This window comes from Haloterrigena sp. KLK7 (assembly GCF_037914945.1).
In the GTDB taxonomy this organism is placed as follows: domain Archaea; phylum Halobacteriota; class Halobacteria; order Halobacteriales; family Natrialbaceae; genus Haloterrigena; species Haloterrigena salinisoli.
On record NZ_CP149787.1, the window covers coordinates 848,877 to 866,998 of the forward strand.

The 18,122-nt window shown below is 67.5% G+C and carries 19 protein-coding genes and 1 pseudogene; 6 read left to right on the forward strand and 14 right to left on the reverse strand.

The features are described 5' to 3' along the window. The first annotated feature begins 66 nt into the window (after positions 1-66). Positions 67-1,167, forward strand: a complete 1,101-nt coding sequence (locus tag WD430_RS04160) for an archaeosine biosynthesis radical SAM protein RaSEA (RefSeq protein WP_339104774.1) — start codon at positions 67-69, stop codon at positions 1,165-1,167. Between the two features lie 458 nt (positions 1,168-1,625). Here WD430_RS04160 and WD430_RS04165 read toward each other — a convergent pair whose 3' ends face one another. The 6 genes and pseudogenes from WD430_RS04165 to WD430_RS04190 form a co-directional block, all read right to left on the reverse strand. Then, positions 1,626-3,956, reverse strand: a complete 2,331-nt coding sequence (locus tag WD430_RS04165) for a PAS domain S-box protein (RefSeq protein ID WP_339104775.1) — start codon at positions 3,954-3,956, stop codon at positions 1,626-1,628. 142 nt (positions 3,957-4,098) lie between these two features. After that, positions 4,099-4,791: a phosphoribosylformylglycinamidine synthase I gene (gene purQ / locus WD430_RS04170; RefSeq protein ID WP_339104776.1), complete on the reverse strand. Its 693-nt coding sequence runs from the start codon at positions 4,789-4,791 to the stop codon at positions 4,099-4,101. Then, positions 4,792-5,043 carry a phosphoribosylformylglycinamidine synthase subunit PurS gene (gene purS / locus WD430_RS04175; RefSeq protein ID WP_339104777.1) on the reverse strand — a complete coding sequence of 84 codons (252 nt, stop codon included), beginning with the start codon at positions 5,041-5,043 and terminating at the stop codon, positions 4,792-4,794. It abuts the gene before it with no gap. A 23-nt stretch (positions 5,044-5,066) separates the two neighbouring features. After that, entirely contained in the window at positions 5,067-6,377 is a 1,311-nt protein-coding gene (locus WD430_RS04180) for an FAD/NAD(P)-binding protein (protein WP_339104778.1), read from the reverse strand. Between the two features lie 186 nt (positions 6,378-6,563). After that, a complete protein-coding gene (locus tag WD430_RS04185; RefSeq protein WP_339104779.1) occupies positions 6,564-7,688 on the reverse strand; it encodes a nucleoside recognition domain-containing protein in 1,125 nt (374 codons plus the stop codon). 169 nt (positions 7,689-7,857) lie between these two features. Continuing rightward, positions 7,858-8,259: pseudogene (locus tag WD430_RS04190) on the reverse strand (GTPase); the annotation flags it as partial. 172 nt (positions 8,260-8,431) lie between these two features. Here WD430_RS04190 and WD430_RS04195 point away from each other — a divergent pair. The 3 genes from WD430_RS04195 to WD430_RS04205 all read left to right on the forward strand — a co-directional run bounded on the left by WD430_RS04195 (position 8,432) and on the right by WD430_RS04205 (position 10,290). Continuing rightward, complete coding sequence (locus WD430_RS04195; protein ID WP_339104780.1) at positions 8,432-9,736, forward strand: GTP-binding protein; 1,305 nt, start codon at positions 8,432-8,434, stop codon at positions 9,734-9,736. A gap of 12 nt (positions 9,737-9,748) precedes the next feature. Continuing rightward, the gene (locus tag WD430_RS04200; RefSeq protein WP_339104781.1) at positions 9,749-9,976 is read left to right on the forward strand and encodes a hypothetical protein; all 228 of its coding nucleotides are present in this window, start codon (positions 9,749-9,751) and stop codon (positions 9,974-9,976) included. Positions 9,977-10,137: 161 nt separating this feature from the next. Beyond that, positions 10,138-10,290 carry a hypothetical protein gene (locus WD430_RS04205; protein WP_339104782.1) on the forward strand — a complete coding sequence of 51 codons (153 nt, stop codon included), beginning with the start codon at positions 10,138-10,140 and terminating at the stop codon, positions 10,288-10,290. Positions 10,291-10,338: 48 nt separating this feature from the next. Here the strand turns inward: WD430_RS04205 and WD430_RS04210 are convergent, their stop codons facing one another. After that, positions 10,339-11,634, reverse strand: a complete 1,296-nt coding sequence (locus tag WD430_RS04210) for an NAD(P)/FAD-dependent oxidoreductase (RefSeq protein ID WP_339104783.1) — start codon at positions 11,632-11,634, stop codon at positions 10,339-10,341. 187 nt (positions 11,635-11,821) lie between these two features. On the opposite strand from WD430_RS04210, the gene WD430_RS04215 reads away from it, so the two are divergent. Further along, positions 11,822-12,772 (forward strand): formyltetrahydrofolate deformylase, encoded by a 951-nt coding sequence (locus tag WD430_RS04215; protein ID WP_339104784.1) that lies wholly within the window; start codon positions 11,822-11,824, stop codon positions 12,770-12,772. Between the two features lie 85 nt (positions 12,773-12,857). Here WD430_RS04215 and WD430_RS04220 read toward each other — a convergent pair whose 3' ends face one another. The 3 genes from WD430_RS04220 to WD430_RS04230 all read right to left on the reverse strand — a co-directional run bounded on the left by WD430_RS04220 (position 12,858) and on the right by WD430_RS04230 (position 14,105). Then, positions 12,858-13,016 carry a hypothetical protein gene (locus WD430_RS04220; protein WP_339104785.1) on the reverse strand — a complete coding sequence of 53 codons (159 nt, stop codon included), beginning with the start codon at positions 13,014-13,016 and terminating at the stop codon, positions 12,858-12,860. A 106-nt stretch (positions 13,017-13,122) separates the two neighbouring features. Then, positions 13,123-13,530 (reverse strand): DUF2267 domain-containing protein, encoded by a 408-nt coding sequence (locus tag WD430_RS04225; RefSeq protein WP_339104786.1) that lies wholly within the window; start codon positions 13,528-13,530, stop codon positions 13,123-13,125. Between the two features lie 134 nt (positions 13,531-13,664). Continuing rightward, positions 13,665-14,105, reverse strand: coding sequence for a DUF2267 domain-containing protein (locus tag WD430_RS04230; RefSeq protein ID WP_339104787.1), 441 nt, complete (start codon positions 14,103-14,105; stop codon positions 13,665-13,667). A 160-nt stretch (positions 14,106-14,265) separates the two neighbouring features. Here WD430_RS04230 and WD430_RS04235 point away from each other — a divergent pair, with 160 nt between their 5' ends. Continuing rightward, positions 14,266-15,573: an acetamidase/formamidase family protein gene (locus WD430_RS04235; protein WP_339104788.1), complete on the forward strand. Its 1,308-nt coding sequence runs from the start codon at positions 14,266-14,268 to the stop codon at positions 15,571-15,573. Between the two features lie 223 nt (positions 15,574-15,796). On the opposite strand, the gene WD430_RS04240 is transcribed toward WD430_RS04235, so the two are convergent. The 4 genes from WD430_RS04240 to WD430_RS04255 form a co-directional block, all read right to left on the reverse strand. Then, positions 15,797-16,078 carry a MoaD/ThiS family protein gene (locus WD430_RS04240; protein WP_339104789.1) on the reverse strand — a complete coding sequence of 94 codons (282 nt, stop codon included), beginning with the start codon at positions 16,076-16,078 and terminating at the stop codon, positions 15,797-15,799. A gap of 85 nt (positions 16,079-16,163) precedes the next feature. Next, the gene (locus tag WD430_RS04245) at positions 16,164-16,370 is read right to left on the reverse strand and encodes a hypothetical protein (RefSeq protein ID WP_339104790.1); all 207 of its coding nucleotides are present in this window, start codon (positions 16,368-16,370) and stop codon (positions 16,164-16,166) included. Between the two features lie 155 nt (positions 16,371-16,525). Continuing rightward, positions 16,526-17,545 carry a phosphoribosylaminoimidazolesuccinocarboxamide synthase gene (locus WD430_RS04250; RefSeq protein ID WP_339104791.1) on the reverse strand — a complete coding sequence of 340 codons (1,020 nt, stop codon included), beginning with the start codon at positions 17,543-17,545 and terminating at the stop codon, positions 16,526-16,528. A 210-nt stretch (positions 17,546-17,755) separates the two neighbouring features. After that, positions 17,756-18,046 carry a hypothetical protein gene (locus WD430_RS04255; RefSeq protein ID WP_339104792.1) on the reverse strand — a complete coding sequence of 97 codons (291 nt, stop codon included), beginning with the start codon at positions 18,044-18,046 and terminating at the stop codon, positions 17,756-17,758. Between the last annotated feature and the right edge of the window lie 76 nt (positions 18,047-18,122).

Genomic DNA, 18,122 nt, shown 5'->3' on the forward strand with positions numbered 1-18,122 from the left:
ATCGTAGCGGTGCGCTCGTGCCCCCAGACGAAGGCGCTTTACGCGCCGGACTGCTTCCCCCTCGTAATGAGTAAACCGAGCCCCGACGTCTACGAGCAGGGCAAGGGCATGGACGCCCACAATCAGGTCATGCGCGAGATCCGCTCGCGCAAGGAGGCCAGCTACGATCCCCACGAGCCGACCCGCGTCTGGCTCGACGAGGACAACACCCCCGGCGGCGTCAAGCGGAGCCTGACGATCATCCTGAACACGGGGGGCTGCCGGTGGGCCCGCGCCGGCGGCTGTACGATGTGTGGCTACGTCGCCGAGAGCGTCGACGGCGGCAGCGTGAGCCACGAGGCCCTGATGGACCAGATCGACGTCTGCCTCGAGCACGAGTCGGAAAACGCCGACGACACCGCGGACCTCATCAAGATCTACACCTCCGGCTCCTTCCTCGACGAGCGCGAGGTCGGCGCCGAGAGCCGGCGGGCCATCGCCGAGACGTTCGCCGACCGCGACCGGATCGTCCTCGAGTCGCTGCCCGACTTCATCGACCGCGAGAAGATCGGCGACTTCACCCAGCACGGGCTCGATACGGACGTCGCGATCGGCCTCGAGACGGCCACGGACCGCGTCCGTCACGACTGCGTGAACAAGTACTTCGACTTCGCGGACTTCGAGGACGCCTGCGCGGAGGCCGCCGCGGCCGACGCGGAGGCGGCCGGCGACGCCGACGCGGGGATCAAGGCCTACCTCCTGATGAAGCCGCCGTTCCTCACCGAGTCCGAAGCCGTCGAGGACATGATCTCGTCGATCGAGCGCTGCGCCGACGTGGAGGGGTGTCACACCGTCTCGATGAACCCCTGTAACGTCCAGCGCTACACCATGGTCGACGAACTCTACTTCAACGACGGCTACCGCCCGCCGTGGCTCTGGTCGGTCGTCCACGTCTTAGAAGAGACCGCCGACGTCGACGCGATCGTCGTCTCGGACCCGGTCGGTCACGGCTCCGACCGCGGCCCGCACAACTGCACGGAGTGCGACGACCTCGTCCAGAAGGCGATCAAGGACTTCGACCTCCGGCAGGATCCCTCGGTCTTCGAGCAGGTCTCCTGTGAGTGCGAACTGACCTGGGAGACCGTGATGGAGCGCGAGCGGAGTTTCAACCAGCCGCTGACGCGATAGGTTGACTCAGTCGTTGACGCGTAGCTGGCCCAGGACGAAGGTTCTCTGAGGTCCCGCGACCTTCCCAGTCGATTTCGTCACTCGCGTGGCTCGGTGCGTCGCATCCTCGAGAGAACGGTGTAAAACGAAGCGTCCTGCTATCGTGGCGACAGGGAATCGCCACGCCCTCCCCAGCCGATTCGCTCGGTCGCTTCGCTCCCTCACGCATCCAACGGAAGGCGCGGAGCGTCTTCCGAGCCGTTCGCTCATTTCATCTGCTCACGGGCTTCGCGCCGTTCGCACGGTATGCGAGACCTCCTGTCTCGCACTATTCGCGAAGACCTCGCACGTACTCGTCGGTCGACCTCACTCCCGTTCGGTCGACCGACAGCGCGCGCCGCCGCACGTCGAGCGGTCGTCTCGAGCGCGGGTCCTTCGCTGGTCTCGCCGGCAACGAGAGCCGCGCACCGAAACCGGCATCAGTAGTCGCTGGTCACCGTCGAGTCGCCCGTCGAACGGGCCAGTTCGGCGTCGGCCCGCGGAATCTCGAGCGTGACGACGGTGCCCCGCGGCTCGTTCGCGTCGAAAGTGAGCTGGCCGCCCGCCTGCGTGACGACGAGGTTGACCAGCCAGAGCCCGAGACCGCTCGCGTGGCGCAGCTGGGTGATCTCCCGGTCGCCCTGGAGCAGTTCCCGCTCCTCGTCGGGCATTCCGGGCCCGTCGTCGGCGATCGACAGCGAGAGCATCCCGTCGTCGCGCCGATCGCAGACCGAGACGTCGATCGTCGGCGCCGACCGGTCGTGGTGTTCGACCGCGTTCTCGAGGACCTGATAGAGCGCGGTCCGGAGCGAGGCGTCGATCCGGGCGAACAGTCGGTCGGGGACCGAACGGGTGACGGTGACGCCGGGATAGTCGGTCTCGAGGCGGTCGAGGGCCTCCTCGATCGTCTCGGTGACGTCGATCGGGCCCGTCGTCACCGACTCGCGTTCCAGGACGCGCTCGACGGCGCGGGTCTTCTCGGCGAGCGAGACGAGTTCGCCGGCCCGCTCCTGAATGGTGGTGGCGTACTCGATATCGTCGTCGTCGACGGCGTCGGCGAGCATCTCGGCGCAGCCGTCGATGATGTTCATGCCGTTTCGCATGTCGTGGCGCAGGACGCGGTTGAGGATCTCGACGCGCTTCTGTCGCTGTTTCCGGTCGGTGATATCGGTGTAGAGGCCGAACGTGTGGTCGGTCGACTCACCGCGGTCGACGGGAACGACTCGCATCATGAAATCGCGCAGTCCGTCGGCAGTCCGTCGCTTGACCTCCGTCTCGATGGTCTCGCCGTTACCGCCGCGGCGGGTGAACGTTTCCGCCTCCGCGGTCCTGTTGGCGGGCACGATGATCCGATCGAGCGGCCGACCGACGATCGCCGACTCGTCGTAGCCGAACATCCGTTCGAACGCCGGGTTGACTGCCTCGACGATCGCTTCGTCGGCGGTCTGGCGCGCGCTGACGACGGCATCGGGGACGTTCTCGAACAGCGCCGCGAACCGATCGCGTTCCGCCCGCAACTGCTCCTCGAACGCGAGCCGATCGAGCGCGGCTTCGGCCGTCGCGGCCAGAACGTGGGTGAGGTGAATCTCCGCGAGATCGAAATCGGCGTCGTCCGCCGGCGCCACCGACAGCAGACCGTGGTCGCCGAGCGGGTAGAGGACGGCGTTACTGACGGCGACCCCGATCTCGTACGGGATCAGCTCGGTCCTGACGTCCTCGATGACGAACGGCTCGCCGTCCTCGTAGATCTGCCAGAGCGCCCCGCCGTCCGGTCCGATCGAAGAGATGTCGCCCGTTACCTCGTCGAGCGTCTCGCTGATCGCCGCGAGCTCGAGCGCCTCGCGGTCCTCGTCGCGGATCCGGACCGCGGCGAGCGGACGATCGATGACGTGTTCGGTCGCGTCGGTCACGATCGCGGCGATCTCGTCGGCCGACCGGGCGCGCATCAGTTCGCGGGTCGTCTCCTGAAGCGCCTCGAGCGCGTTCGCGCGCTTGCGTTCGGGGGTGACGTCTTGAACGAACGAGAGGACGCCGACGATCTCGCCGTCGTCGTCGGTCAGCGGCGTGTTGACCCACTCGCAGGTGATCGTCGTCCCGTCCTTGCGAACGTTCTCGTTGACTCGCCACGCGGTGTTCCCGTCGAAATCCCCATCGAGCAGCTGCTCCCAGTGTTCGAGGACCTCCCCCCGAACGTCGGCGGGGACGATCAGTTCGGTCGCGGACCGGCCGCGTGCCTCCGACGCCGCGTAGCCGAACAGCTCCGTCGCCGCCGGATTCCAGCACGCGACGTCGAAGTCGAGCGACCACTCGATAATGGCGAGCGGCGATTGGTCGATCAGTAACTCGAGACGGTCCGAGAGATCGGTCGTCGAACCGGACGCGGAGGGAGTCACAGCGGTCGACGACGCGGTGTCGTCGTCCTCGAGGAGGGCGTCGAGACGGGTCGCGAGCGTGTCGACGCCGTCAGCGCGGGGAACGTAGCCGTCGGCGCCGGCGGCGACGGCCGCGCCCGCCAGCGACTCGCTGCCGTCGGTCGGGAAGACGACCACCGGGAGCTCGGGGCGGTACGCTCGGAGTCGCCGACAGCACTCGATCGGATCGGTATCGGACAGTCCGTCACCGACGACGACGCAGTCGGCGCTCGAGAGGGCCGTCGGACGGTCGGCGACGGCGTCGACGGTCGTGACCCGACCGACGCGTTCGCGCAGTTCCCGAACGGTCCCGTCGGCGCCGTCGGGGCAGACGTAGACGACCTCCGTTTCAGATCCCATGCGCTCGTCCCCACCGGTTGGATATACCGGCGTCAACGAACTGCCGTCTCATTACTGTTCGACTCGACTCAGAAACTGAGTCGTGGCTCGATCGGCAGTCTGGCGGCGCGGTCGGACGATCGATAGCGGGAGCAGCGGACGTCTACGCCTCCGTCTCGGACAGTTCGAATCCGCGGAGGATCCCCTGGCCGTCCGTCGGGCCGACGTCGGGTAGCGTCGCCCGTTCGGGATGGGGCATCAACACCGCGACGGTCTCGCGCTCGCCGAGGACGCCAGCGACGTCGTGTTTCGAGCCGTTCGGGTTCACGTCCGGCCCCGTTTCGCCGTTCTCGTCGCAGTAGCGGAAGAGAACTCGGTCGTCGTCCTCGAGGGCGTCGAGTCGGTCGTCACCGATCTCGTAACGGCCCTCGCCGTGGGCGATAGGGATCTCGATGACGTCGCCCTCGTCGTAGGCGGCGGTCCAGGGCGTGTCCGCGCGTTCGACGCGCAGGTAGACGCGTTCACACTGGAAGCGGGCGCTCTCGTTTGTGGTGAACGCCCCCTCGGTGAGCCCCGACTCGCAGCCGATCTGGGCACCGTTGCAGACGCCCAGAACCGGCGTCCCCTCGGCCGCGGCCTCGCGAACCTCGGCCATGATCGGCGAGCGCGCGGCCATCGCGCCGGCACGCAGGTAGTCCCCGTAGGAGAACCCGCCCGGGAGGACGATCCCCGAGGTGTCGGCGGGTAGGCCGTCCTCGTGCCAGACGATCTCGGCGTCGATATCGAGGTGCTCGAGGGCGCGCTCGGCGTCCCGGTCGCAGTTCGAGCCGCCGAAGCGAATTATTGCAACGGTCATCTACCGCTCGTCGACCTCCACGTCGTAGTCGTGGATGGTCGGGTTCGCCAGCAGGCGCTCTGCCATCTCGCTCGCGCGATCGTGGGCGTTCTCGGTCGATTCGGCCTCGAGGTCGATCTCGAAGCGGTCCGCCGAACGCAGGTCCTCGAGGTCGAAGCCCAGCCGCTCTAAGGCCTGCTGGGTCGTCTCGGCCTCGGGATCGAGGACGCCGTGTTTGAGCCGAACGGTCACCGTCGCGGTGTAGGCGGTCATTACCTGAATCCCCGTATCCGTGCTCAAAAACGCTTTCGACTCGGATTCGTAATACACGTTCGTGGATATCCGCACGTATCAAGCCGGAACGGCCGGTCGGCGCGCCTCGAGCGTGCGTGCGATCCGGTCGGCCGCGCGCCGGCGACGTTGCCCGCCAGCGGACCGACGGTTCCCGCCGCGAGCGCGCCCGTAACGAACAGCGGCGTCTCGTCGCCGGTCGCGTCGCGCCAGGCCAGCGTCTCGTCGTCGAGTATCGGCATCCCGCGGTAGCCGCGCGCGAGGTCGAGCGACGCGGCGACGCGCTCGACGAACGGATGCTCGAAGACGGGAGCGAACCCCGTCGCCAGGACGACGCGCTCGGCCGAGCAACAGCCGCCGTTCTCGAGCAGCAGCCGAACCCGATCGTCGATCTCGCGTGCGGAACGGACGTCGCCGGTTCGAACCACCAGATCGCCGTCGTCGACGGCCGACTCGAGGCGCTCGAGCAGTCGCGGCGGAACAGTGCCGTCGTTGCGCGCCTCGCGGACGGTCTCGAATCGCACCCGCGATCCGGGCGGGTACCGATGAAGGTGTTTCTCGATGTGGTTCCAGTTGATCCAGCGCGGATCGGCCTCGATCGTCGCTTCCGCGATGTCGTCGCGGGGACACAGCGTCACCGGTTCGCGCTCGGCCAGCGCGGTCGCGAGCTGGACCGCGGTGATCCCGCCGCCGACGACGACCGTCTCCTCGGCGCGGCGCCCGGGATCGAACCCGTCCCAGACGTGGGTGATCGCGTCGACGCCGTCGGCCCACGGCGGATACCGGTAGCGACCGCCGTGACCGATCGCCAGCACGCAGCTCCGCGTTCGGATTCGCCCTCCACTCGAGTCGCCGTTCCCGGTTTCGTCTCCGTCCTCCGCTCCGTCTCCGTCGCCTGCATCCGTCTCGAGGACCAGCGAGCCGTCGCCCTCGGTCGATCGGCGAATCGACTCGACGGCGGCTCGCCGGTGGCGGTCGGCGAGTCCCTTGCGTTCGATCGCGTAGTCGGCGAAGTCCAGGAACAGCGACAGCGTCGGACGCGGCGGATACCCCGGCGTCGGCCGGAGTTCCCCCTCGCGACCGCGGCTCTCGGCGAACGACTCCAGACCGAACGGTTCGGTGCCGACGTGCTGGACGAACGTCGATCGGAGTTCGTCCATCCCGCAGGCCGCCGCCTTCCGACGAAACGACGCGAGCAACTGGTCGTGCGGATCGACGAGCAGGAGGTCCTCGCGCTCGAGGGCGGTGTCCTCGAGTAGGCGCTGACAGCAGTAGGTCCCGTGAACGCCGCCGCCGACGATGACGCAGTCGTACATCGAACCGCGGTACACCCTATTATTACTTTAGTGCTTTGTATTATTAACTACAGCTATTCTTCACCGATAGATTCACACCTTTGCCGAAACTCGAGCGACTCCGCGTGCGGGACCTCGAGGGCGAACGCAGCCGCGACCGCAAGCGGTCTCCGGGTGAGTGCCGTCGACGTTGGGACGGAATTGCGATCAGTACAGAAGCCGTCCCGTCCACGCGATGACGAACGCGAACCCGACCGCCGCGGCGGCCTGTCGCGCGAGCATCGCGGCGACGAACCGCACCGAGACCTCGCGGGCGACCGTGATCGCCGTGACGAGACAGGGCAGCAAGACGCCGGCCAGATAGACGGCGACCAGCACCTCGACGGGCGAGAGGGCCTCGATCGCGGTCGACTCGGCCGTCAGGAGCGCGATTCCGTCCTTCCGGATCGCCGCGAGGACGATCGGCAGCGCCGCCTCCGATGGGAGGGCAAAGGCGGCCATCGCCGGCTCGAGGACGGTTCCGAGACCCTCGAGCGCACCGACGTAGTCGAGCAGCGCGGCGACGACGCAGATAGCGGCGAAGACGGGGAGCGCCGTCGTAACGAAGCCGTCGAGCGAACTGCGGGCCTCGCGCCAGACAGCGCGAGGACGGGGCCGCTCGAGGAACGTCCGACGGGCGACCGCCAGATCGGTCGTGCGCGCTTCGGGAGGCGCGATCAGGCGGACGTAAACGAGCGTCGTCGCGGCGAGAACCGCGAGATACGGACCGACGAGCCAGGGCATGCCCACCGCCGCGAAGACCGCGAGCGTCGCGGGGAACTGGTAGGAACACGCCGAGCCGAACGAGATCGCCGAGATGGTCGTACAGCGCGTACAGTCCGAACAGCCGCGCGTGCTCGTGACCGCGGGGACGTTACAGCCGAAGCCCATGACGATCCGGACCAGATCGCGACCGGCGAGACCGACGCGGCGCATGGCCGGATGGAGCGCCGTCGTGACTCGCATCGTGAGCCCGCTGGCCGAATACGCGCCCGTGAAGAGGGCGAAGATCAGCAGCGTCGGCAACGCCCAGACGAAGAGGAACGGCCCCATCGAGAGCAAGCCGTAGTCGCCGGCCGAGACGGCCGCCAGCGGACCCGGCAGCGTCCGGCCCCAGGATACCGCGGGCTCGAGGGCGGCCCCGACGAGCGGATCGAGGTCGTCCGCGACGGCGTTGGCGAACCAGACGGCGACCGCGGCGGGCGACAGGAGGACGAGGGCGCTCACGACGGGGCCGAGGTACGGGCGCTCGAAGACGCGCGCCGGCGGTTCGACCGCCCAGCCGGCCCGCACCGCGGTCCCGCCGGGGAGTTCGTCCGCGTACCGCAGCGCGGCGCGGACGTCGCGACCGTCGGCCGCTCGAGGCGCCGTCGCTCGTCGGCGTGGCGCCGTCCGCCGCGACGCGCTCGAGGGTCCGCGCGTCGACCGGCACGACGGGGACGCCCAGATCCGCCTCGAGGTCGGCGATCGTTCCGCGCGCCTCGCCGGTCGCCTCGACGCGGTCCCAGTGGGTGACGATCACCGCACCGGTCCGGCCCTGCACGAGCGGCAGGAGGTCGGCGAGATCGCGATCGAGGTCGGTCGCCGGCACGACGGGGACGACCGTCTCGGCGTCCGCGAGCGCTGTCAGCGCCTCGCGGGTCGTCTCGGTGTCGGCCTCGAGGGTGATCCCGGGCGTGTCGATCACCTCGAGGTCGCCGCTCCGGTAGACCTCGCTCGAGACCGTCGCCCCCGCGACGTTCTCAGCGGCCGGCGCCGCGCCGGTGAGTCCCGCGGCCAGCGCCGACTTGCCGACGCTCTCCTTGCCGATCAGGACAACGCGGTCGGGTCTCGAGCCGTCCCGAGCAGGATCTGCGTCGATCATTCGGCCCCGATCACCTCGTCGCGTCGTGCGGTTCGGTCAGCGGACGGTACACTCTGCGCCGGCCCCAGCGATGATCCTCGCATGCTCGAGTCGGCTATGGTGCCACTGATTTAATAATCCTACTGCATAAGATAATAATATCTATTACATTGGAGCCAATATTGTTAATTGAATGCCCGACAACTCGACTCCCGTCACGGTACTCTCCGGCGTCCTCGGAGCCGGAAAGACGACGACGCTCAACTACGTGCTGGGCGAGACCGGCCGCGATCTCGCCGTCCTCGTCAACGATATGGGCGAGGTGAACGTCGACGCCGAACTCGTCGCCGAGTCCTCCGACATCACTGACGAGGACGAGGAGCTGATCGAGCTCTCGAACGGCTGTATCTGCTGTGAACTCCGGGGAGACCTGCTCGACGCCGTCGGCGAGCTCACCGCGTCGGACCGGGAGTTCGACGCGATCGTCGTCGAGTCGACCGGCGTCGCCGAACCCCTGCCCGTCGCCCAGACGCTGACGCTCGGCTTCGACCAAGCCGATCTCGATCCCACCGAGTTCTACGAGGAGACCGGCATCGAACCGCTCGAGGGCTGTCACCTCGATACGACCGTTACGGTCGTCGACGCCCACCAGTTCCGGACGGCGATGGAGTCGGACGAGTTGCTCGACGACGACGGCACTACGAAACATCTCGGCGACCTCGTCGTCGAACAGATCGAGTTCTGCGACGTCCTCCTGTTGAACAAGTGCGACCTCGTCGACGAGGACACGCTCGCGGAGATCGAGGCGACGCTCGAGGTGCTCCAGCCCCGCGCCGAGATCGTCCGCACCGAACACGGCCGGGTCGATCCCGACGACATCGTCGACACCGATCGGTTCGACTTCGAGGCAGCCAGCCAATCCGCGGGCTGGATTCGGGAACTTCAGCAGCCCCACGAGTCGGCCGAGGAGGAACACGGCGTCTCCTCGTTCGTCTTCGAGGCGCGCCGTCCGTTTCACCCGGAACGCTTCGCCGATCTGCTCGACGAGTTCCCCGACGCCGTGGTCCGCGCGAAGGGCCACTTCTGGATCGGCAGTCGTCGGGACGAGGCGTTCACCCTCAACGTCGCCGGCCAGTCGATTCGCGTCGGTCCCGGCGGGACGTGGGTTGACGCGCTACCCGAGGACGAGCGCCGCGAACGACTCGCCGAGGAGCCCGAACTCGAGTCCGTCTGGCACGACCGATGGGGCGACCGCGGCGTTCGCCTCGTCCTGATCGGCACCGAGATGGACCGCGAGTCGCTGCGAGCGAGCCTCGAGGACTGCCTGGCGACCGACGCGGAACTCGCGGCCGATCCGGACGCGTTCGAGGACCGATTCCCGACGTTCGAAGCGCCCGAGGACGCAGAGGTAGCGGCGGCCGACGAGGACGATCCGGACACCGCCGATGCGTCCGAGGACCGCGACGACCACGCGGAGGAACTCGGCATTGCGGACTGACACTGCACCGCGATGACCGACCGAGACACAGACGCCGAGACCGCGAGCGAAGCGCCACTGCGCCCGGATCCGCAGCCGGCCGACGGAGAGATATCGCCGTGCTACAAGGCCTACGTCGAGCGAAACGAGCACCGACCGGACGTCTGTACGATCTACTCGGACGTGACGCCGGGCGACGTCGAGGAGACGTGGATCCGCGCCGTCGGATCGGCGTTCGTCTCTCGAGACGAGATCCGCTGACGACCCATAACTCGAATCAGAGGCCGACTGCGCTCGAACGGGGCGGAACTCGAGCCGCGCCCGATACGCGCGTCCGGGTGCCCCGTCGACCACGTCGTCTCGGTGCCGGCGATATCTCGGCCCCTATTTTTGTGATCGGCCGTGGGAGGGCAACCCGAACCATGACATACAGCTGTTCGAACTGTGACGACTCGTTCCAGTCTGCCGCCGGCGTCACCCAGCACGTCGCGCTCCACCACAACACCTGTGCCGTCTGTGACGACTCGTTCGACGAAACCGACGAATTGCGCGAACACATCCACTCGAGTCACTGACGCGAACTCGGAACCGCTCGAGTCCGTTTTTTCTGCCCGATCGCTCCCTCAGCAGTCGCAGTAGTCCGGCTCGCAGCACTCGAGGTCTTCGAGGAACATCCGCTTCTCTCGGTACTCCTCGAGCGGATCGGTGTCGACGCCGAGTCGGTCGCCGACGGTCTCGGCGACGACGGCGAACCGCTGGCGGAACTTGTAGATGAAACAGAACTGCTGACCGTCGTGGGCGACCTGTGGCCCGACCAGAAAGAGGCCAGGTGTCTCGGTCGACTCGTCGCGGTCGGTCAGCGCCGGCGCGCCGCCGTCGAACGCGAAGAGGTCGTCGACGACGGCGAGACTTCCCTCGAACCCGGTCGCAAGTAGCGGCGGCGCCCGCGAGCGGAACGCGTCGCCGTCGGCCGTCCGGACGACGTACTCGTCGCCGTCGGCCCTGACCGGACCTCGTCGCTCGCGCTCGATCGCCTCGACGCGCGCGTCGGTGACGAGATCGATCGGCCGCCCCTCGGTGAGCGCCGACTCGAGCCGATCGCTCGTTCGCGGCGAGAGCACCTCGCTGGGGTCGGAACTGCGGTACTGCCAGGGGCCGTCACCGTCGAGAACGGTGACCGAGCAGCCGGTATCGGCGAGCCCGAGCGCCGCGTCGATGCCGCTCTCCGCGCCGCCGACGATGACGACGTCGTCGGTGATCGGCCCGGCCGCGCCGGCGCCGTCGGCCGCGATCCGCGCTGGCTCGCGGTCCGCGTCGCTCGCAGCGCGCTCGGCTTCGGCGTTCCGTTCGTCCTCGTCGATCGACCACTGGCCCGCGTAGGACGCCCACGAATCGACGGTCGAGACGTGGACCGCGTGGTCGGCGCCCGAGAGGGAGCCGTCGGACGGATACTGGTACTGGCCCGCCGCCCAGACGACGTACTCGGCCTCGATCGGCCCCTCACTCGTCTCGAGAGTGAAGCCGCCCGCCTCGTCGCCAGCGGCCGATCGATCGGCCGTCTCGTCGTCGGGAACGACGCGGTCGACTTCGACGCCGCCGTAGATCGGCAACTCGTGGAACGTCGCGACGGCCTCGAGGTAGTCGGCGTACTGCTCCCCCGTCGGGTGTTCGCAGTCCAGCGCGAGCGCGGGCGAGGTGTCGGTCGTGACCGCGTTCAGATCGCGCACTCCGAAGGCGTTAGCGGGGAACGACGGCGTCAGGAGCCGCATCTCGTCGGGCCACTGCCGGAACGAGGCGCCGATGCAGTCGCGCTCGAGGACGACGTGTTCCGTCTCGAGGGCGTCGAGTGCGACCGCCGTGCCGATTCCGGCGGGACCGGCGCCGACGATCGCGACGTCGATCGTACGTGGGAGTGTCATCTGTTGCTAGTACTTGTCGGTCCGCTATTAACAATACCTATAGTTATCTTACTAATATATCATAACTAGGCCTCCTTCTTTATTATGACCGGCCTCAGAGACATCCGCGGAAAGCAGGACTTTTGGCGGCAGGTAGATTGAAACACGTAGTGATGAATCCAATTTCGCTCGAGCGGAGGTGGTCCCGATGACGACCGATATCACCGAAATCACCGTGATCGGAGACGACGACACGGGACTGGTCGCCAACGTGACCAGCCTCCTGTTCGAGCGCGGAATCAACATCGAGGACCTCGATCAGGCGGTCCGCGACGGCGTCTTCCGGATGTATCTCGCCGTCGATACCGCTGAGATGGTCTGTACCGAGGAGACGCTCCGCGAGGACCTCCACGAGCTGGGCGACGACCTCGGACTCGACGTTCAGGTTCGGTTCCCCGCCGACCGCGAGACTCAGCAGATCGCCGTTCTCGGAACGAAGGAGAGCCACTGTCTCGAGGCCATCTTCGAGGCGTGGGCCAACGACGAACTCGGCGCCGACATCGGCGTCGTCATCGGGAACCACGACGACCTCCAACCGCTGGCGGAGCACTACGACGTCCCCTTCCACGACATCGGCGACGAGAAGGGCCAGCAGAACGAGGACGAACTGCTCGAGTTGCTCGCCGAGTACGACGTCGACCTGATCGTGCTCGCGCGGTACATGCGCATCCTCTCGCCTAACGTCGTCTTCCGCTACGAGGACCGCATCATCAACGTCCACCCCTCCCTGCTGCCCGCGTTCCCTGGGGCCGAAGCGTACCGTCAGGCCCTAGAGGAGGGCGTCCGCGTCGCGGGCGTCACCGCCCACTACGTGACGACCGATCTGGACCAGGGGCCGATCATCACGCAGCGCGCGTTCGACGTCCCCGACGACGCCGACTTGGACGACATGAAACGTCGCGGCCAGCCCCTCGAGGCCGACGCCCTCCTCGAGGCGGTCAAACTCCACCTGAACGGCGACGTCTCGGTCCACCGCGGCCGGACCTCGGTCCGGGAGAACGGCACCGACTACCAGCTCGGCCTCCCCGAGGAGATCGACGAGGTCACGCCGGACCGTCCGGTCGACGGCATCGGCGACGTCGTCGCGAAGGAGCAGTAGCGAGTCGGACCGGTCGAGCGCCGATCGGGAGCGTTCCGCACTGCCGTCTCGCAGTGCGATTCGCGGTTTTCGAGTCCGCGTCGAACTACGACTCCCAGCTCTCGAGGCAGTCGTCGCTACAGAAGTGTTCGTAGACCGTCTCGCCGTCCTCGACGGTTGTCACGACGCGGTGGTCGGAAGACGATGCAACGGGGTCGCCACACGCTCGGCACTCCTGTGAGTCCTCGTCCGTCGAATCAGCCATTAGGTGAGTGAAGGGACAAGACCCACTTCAACGCACCTATCGCGGCTGATACGGCCACCGGCCGACGAATCCGCCCGCTGAGCGGATCTGACGGCGAAAACCGCGCTCAGAGCTGCTCGGGATCGACCGTCACGTCCTCGAACAGCGGGTGGAGGTCGTCGTCGAGCTGGGACGTGAGATCCCGGACCTCGCCGTCCGTGAGCGCGGCGGCGACGGCGTCGGTGACCGCCTCGGCGAACTGCTCGGCGTCGTCGGGTTCGACGTCGGTGTCGCGGAGGTGTTCACCCACGCGGTCGACGAACGCCTCGCGGTCGTAGCCGGCGCCGTCGTGGTCGGCGTCCTCGAGAGTCCGCGCCAGCTCATCGGGCAACTGGGCGGCGACGTCCTCGGCCTCGCCGCCGGTCAGGGTCTCGCCGAGGGTCGCGAGGACGGCCTCGCTGGCCGCCTGCGCGCGATCCATCGACTCGAGGTGGCCGGCCTCCTGTACGAGCGAGTAGAACTCGTTTTCCTGCATACGCGGGCGTTCGACGGTGATCAGTTTCGAAATTAGGCACGCAGATACAAGGACGGCGAAGCGACACCTCGAGCGGGCGACGGCGCGACCTGACGGGGTAACGGCGCGGCCTCGGTGGACGACTGCCGACGGCGCTACCGGCCGCTCTCGCCGCCGGTGAACAGCGATTCGACGTCTTCGGGGAGCTGTGAGCGAACGCCGCGTTGCTCCTCGCGGGGGATCGTCTCCTGCAGCGCCTCCGTGACGGCTTCGACGCGGGGCCGGAGTTCGTCCGTCTCGTCGGGGATTCCGCCGCCCGCGTAGTCGGCCGCGCGGTCGCGGACGCGTTCGACGAACGCCGCTCGAGAGATCGATTCGGCGGCCTCGCCGTCGGTGTCGCTCTCGTCATCGCCGGCGCGCTCGCTCGCGTCGGTCAGCGTCGACGCGTACTCGCCGGGGAGGTACTCGGCGACGTCTTCGGCCTGCCCGCTCGAGAGCGTCTCGCCGAGGGTCTCGAGGGTCGCCGCGGTGATCGGTTCCGGGTCGTCGATCTCGCCGGCCCGCGTGACGCGGTCGTGGAAGTCGGATTCGTCCATCTCGACTCACCGTCGAACCCTAGAACGTTCCCGCCACTACCGGCGTTGCCATCGATTGCAAGCGTGGCTCGAGACTGTCAAAATCAAGGAGCAACGCGCTCGAAACGCGGGTTCCGGCGACAGTAGGCTTATCGACGACGACGGCGTAGTGTGCTATGTCATGGCACAACGAGAGGTTCAACAGGAACTGTCCGTCGACCAGTACACGCTCGGTCTCGTCGGTCCGGATCAGGAGTGGGCGGGCACCGTCGCGGACGGCGGGACGATCGAGACGTACACGCCGCCGGGCTGTTGGGGTCCGATGGTGACGCCCGAGTTCCGCGGCGGCCACGAAGTCACGCGGCCGATCCGCGTCGAGGGCGCCGAGGTCGGCGACGCCGTCGCCTTGCACATCCGGGACGTCGAGGTGACGAGCATGGCGACCAGCACGGGCTCGATGGCCGAGCGCGAGGACGCCTTTTACGACGACCCGTTCGTCGATCACCGCTGTCCCGAATGCGGGACCGAATGGCCCGAGACGACCGTCGAGGGCACGGGCGAGGAAGCGATCAAGTGCGCCGAGTGCGGCGCCAACGCCTCCTCCTTTGGCTTCGAGTACGGCTACACCGTCGCCTTCGACGACGACCGCACCGTCGGGATCACGCTCGACGAGGACGGCGCCCACGAACTCGCGAAAAACGCCGACGAGGTGATGGACATCCCCGAGAACTCGCGCCAGCACCCCATCCTGCTGTACGAACCAGGCGAGATGCCCGGCACGCTGGGTCGTCTGCGACCGTTCATCGGCAACGTCGGAACGACGCCGTCGATCACGATGCCCGACTCGCACAACGCGGGCGACTTCGGCCAGTACCTCATCGGCGCCGAGCACGACTACGGCCTCGAGAGCGAGGACGAACTCGAGGCCCGCACCGACGGCCACATGGACATTCCCCAGGTGCGGCCGGGCGCGACCCTGCTCTGTCCGGTCGAGATCGACGGCGCCGGCGTCTACGTCGGTGACCTGCACGCGAACCAGGGCGACGGGGAACTCTCCCTGCACACGACCGACGTGAGCGGCACCGTCCGGATGGACGTCGAGGTCATCGACGACCTCGAGCTCGACGGTCCCGTCCTGCTGCCGCCCGAGGAGGACCTGCCCTTTATCAGCAAACCCTACAGCGAGGACGAACGCGAGGCGGGTCGCGAACTCGGCGCCGAACACGGCGTCGATATCGAGGACGACATGGGCCCGATCCAGGTGATCGGCTCCGGCGCGACGGTCAACGACGCGACACAGAACGCCTTCGACCGCGCCACGAAACTGCTGGACATGAGCGAAGGGGAGGTCCGCTCGCGGTGTACGTTCACCGGCGGCGTCCAGATCGGTCGGCTGCCGGGCGTCGTCCAACTCGACATGCTCGCGCCGCTGGACGTGCTCGAGGACCGCGGCATGGCGCATCTGGTGCGCGACCAGTACGGGCTGTAGGCGAGAAACGGCTCGGCGGTCGTAATGCGGTGGCGCGCGCTGAATCGGGGTGAGGCGTGCGAGGTCCTCCCGTCAGTTGGACCTCGGTAAGCGAGCGGTGATCGAAGGGAACCGCGAGTCACTGACGAACCCCGATTCGATATCGTGCGAGCGAATCGGGTGGGGAGGGTGTGGCCTTCCTAGCTGCCGCGTGAGCAGTGCCTCGATCGCCCAATTACCCGGATCATAGCGAAACGTCTCGAGAGCCGCCCTGAACCGCGGGCATTAGCGCCAGCGACGCGTCGCTCGGAACCGGTTCGTCGAGGCCCGCGCGCTCGTCGTCGACCGTCACCCTGACGCTCGGCCGCACCGTCTCACCGTCGTAGAGCTGTGACTCCGCTCGCGGATACGCGTCGACGAACGCCGCGATGGCGTCCGCGGCGGTGCCGCCAGACCACTCGAGCGTGACCGTCTTCTGGCCGGTCGCGCTCCGGAGCGGGCCGTAGACCGTGATCTCGGTTTCCATACTACCCGTTCGGTGACGGAAGACATATAGAACGTGACGCGGGTCGTTGTTCGTCTGATCGCGAAAATCGAAACCGAATCGGTCGTCAGTCGTCGCTGGGTTCGGCGCCGGCCGCGTTCGTCGCCGTCGCGTCTTCCCGGCCGGACCAGTCCGAGGAGAACGCCGACGCGAGCGTGAAGTAGAGCATCACGAGGACGAACAGCCCCAGCACGGCGCTCGCGACGGTCCCGATCCCGGACGTGAGGTTGAACAGGACGATACCCGCTGCGATTCCGCTGGCGGTGAGAGACATTTGCGCTCGTTCGAATGTGGTTCGGCCCTCAATATGAGGGTTACTTCTCCGGATCCGGGTGCTGATCGCTACCACAGCGCTCACTTCGGTGGCGGTCTCGCTCGACGAGTCGGTCGTCGGTCCGAGAACTGCCGGTCAGTCGCGGTCCGGTCGAACTAGAGGCGTCTGACCGCGCCGATCGCGCTCGAGAGCGGCGGCGCGTCGAACAGTTCTCTGCCGGTGTAGGCGTTGGCGCCGGCGCAGTAGAGGTCGCGGGCGGTCTCGACGACCTCGTCGTCGAGCGGTTCGGGTTCCTCGTCGCACAGCGACTTCCAGTCGGCGACGTCGGTCCGTTTCGCCTCGGCCTTGGCCTCGTCGACGGCCTCGACCCAGTCGGGCTGGGTGCGCTTGTGGTACTGCCGGAGGACCTCCTTCGAGAGCTGCGTGCCCTCGTAGCTGAAGCGGTTCTCGTCGAACGTGCCGACGACGTCCGCGACGCGGATCTCGCCCTGATAGTAGCAACACTCGATCTTCCCGTCTTCGTGGGTCAACCCGGCCGACTCGGCCTGCTCGGTGACGATCCGGTTGACCTCGCGAGCGACCGACTCGAGCTCCTCGATATCGGCCCGGCCGGCGATCTCGTCGGCCTCCGCGCGGTCGAGTTGCCGGTCGCTCTCCTCGTACTTCGTCGTGAACTCGACGATCGGCTCCTCGAGGTCGACGGCCTCGTCGGGCCACTCGTCGAAGGCGAGACCGTGGTCTTCGGGCTCGGTCCGACGGCGCAGACTCGAGCCGACGGGAACTCGGTTCCGGAAGACGATCTCCAGCGGGACGAGGTAGTTCTCGCCCGCATCGGCGTGGTAGCTGTCGTACTCGTACTCTCGACCCTCGTGGGGGAGGTCGGGGACCTGCGTCAGCTCGATGGCCATCTCCCAGGGCGGACTGGAAGTCTCCTCGAGCGGGACGACCTCGCCCGACTCGACGACGCCGCGGTAGTGGGTCGAGACGCCTTCCGACTCGAGCAGTTCGAAGTTGAACGCGCCCATCGTACAGAGGCTCGCGCCCTTGTCGGGGATGCGATCGGGCATCTGGCCCCAGTCGAAGACGGAGTAGGCGTCGGTGAAGACGAACGACCCCTCGCCGAGTTCCTCGTCGGTCGCTTCCTGCTCGATCCGGAACTCCTTGACGCTCGTCACGTGAGACACCTCCGACGGGGGCGTACGTGACGTTCGAACGGTTTCGCTGTGAGAGCAGTCATACGCGACACCTCAGGACGTGTCCGCCGCCGCAGTTCATACCCCAGTTGCCGTGGTCGGCCCCTAAGAAGGTTTCAGTATCGCGCAGGGGACTCCGGTCGGCGAGGCCGCGTCTCGAACCGGAGTCCGAATCGATCGCTGGATTCCCGCTCACTCGCCGTCGACGGTCTCGAGCAGTTCTTCCGCGTCCCGCTGGAGCGGGTCCTCGAGGGCCGCGTCGTCGACGAGGTGGCGAAGGGCCGAATCGCACTGGGACGTCGCCATCGCTTCGAGCGCCTGCCGTCGATACCGGTCGGCGATGTCTCCTTCGCGGACGAGCGCCGCGAGCTCGTCGCACTCGTTGGCCGTCTTCAGTTCGCGGATCGCACCCGCGCGTTGCTCTTCGTCGGCCCCCTCGTCGAGGGCGAGGTCGATACACTCTTCCGGTGTCCGTGAGCTCATAGACGACCGTTCGCGGTCACTGCCGATAACTTCGGGACCTGCGATCGACGGACGGGCAGCGGAACCGTTCGACGAC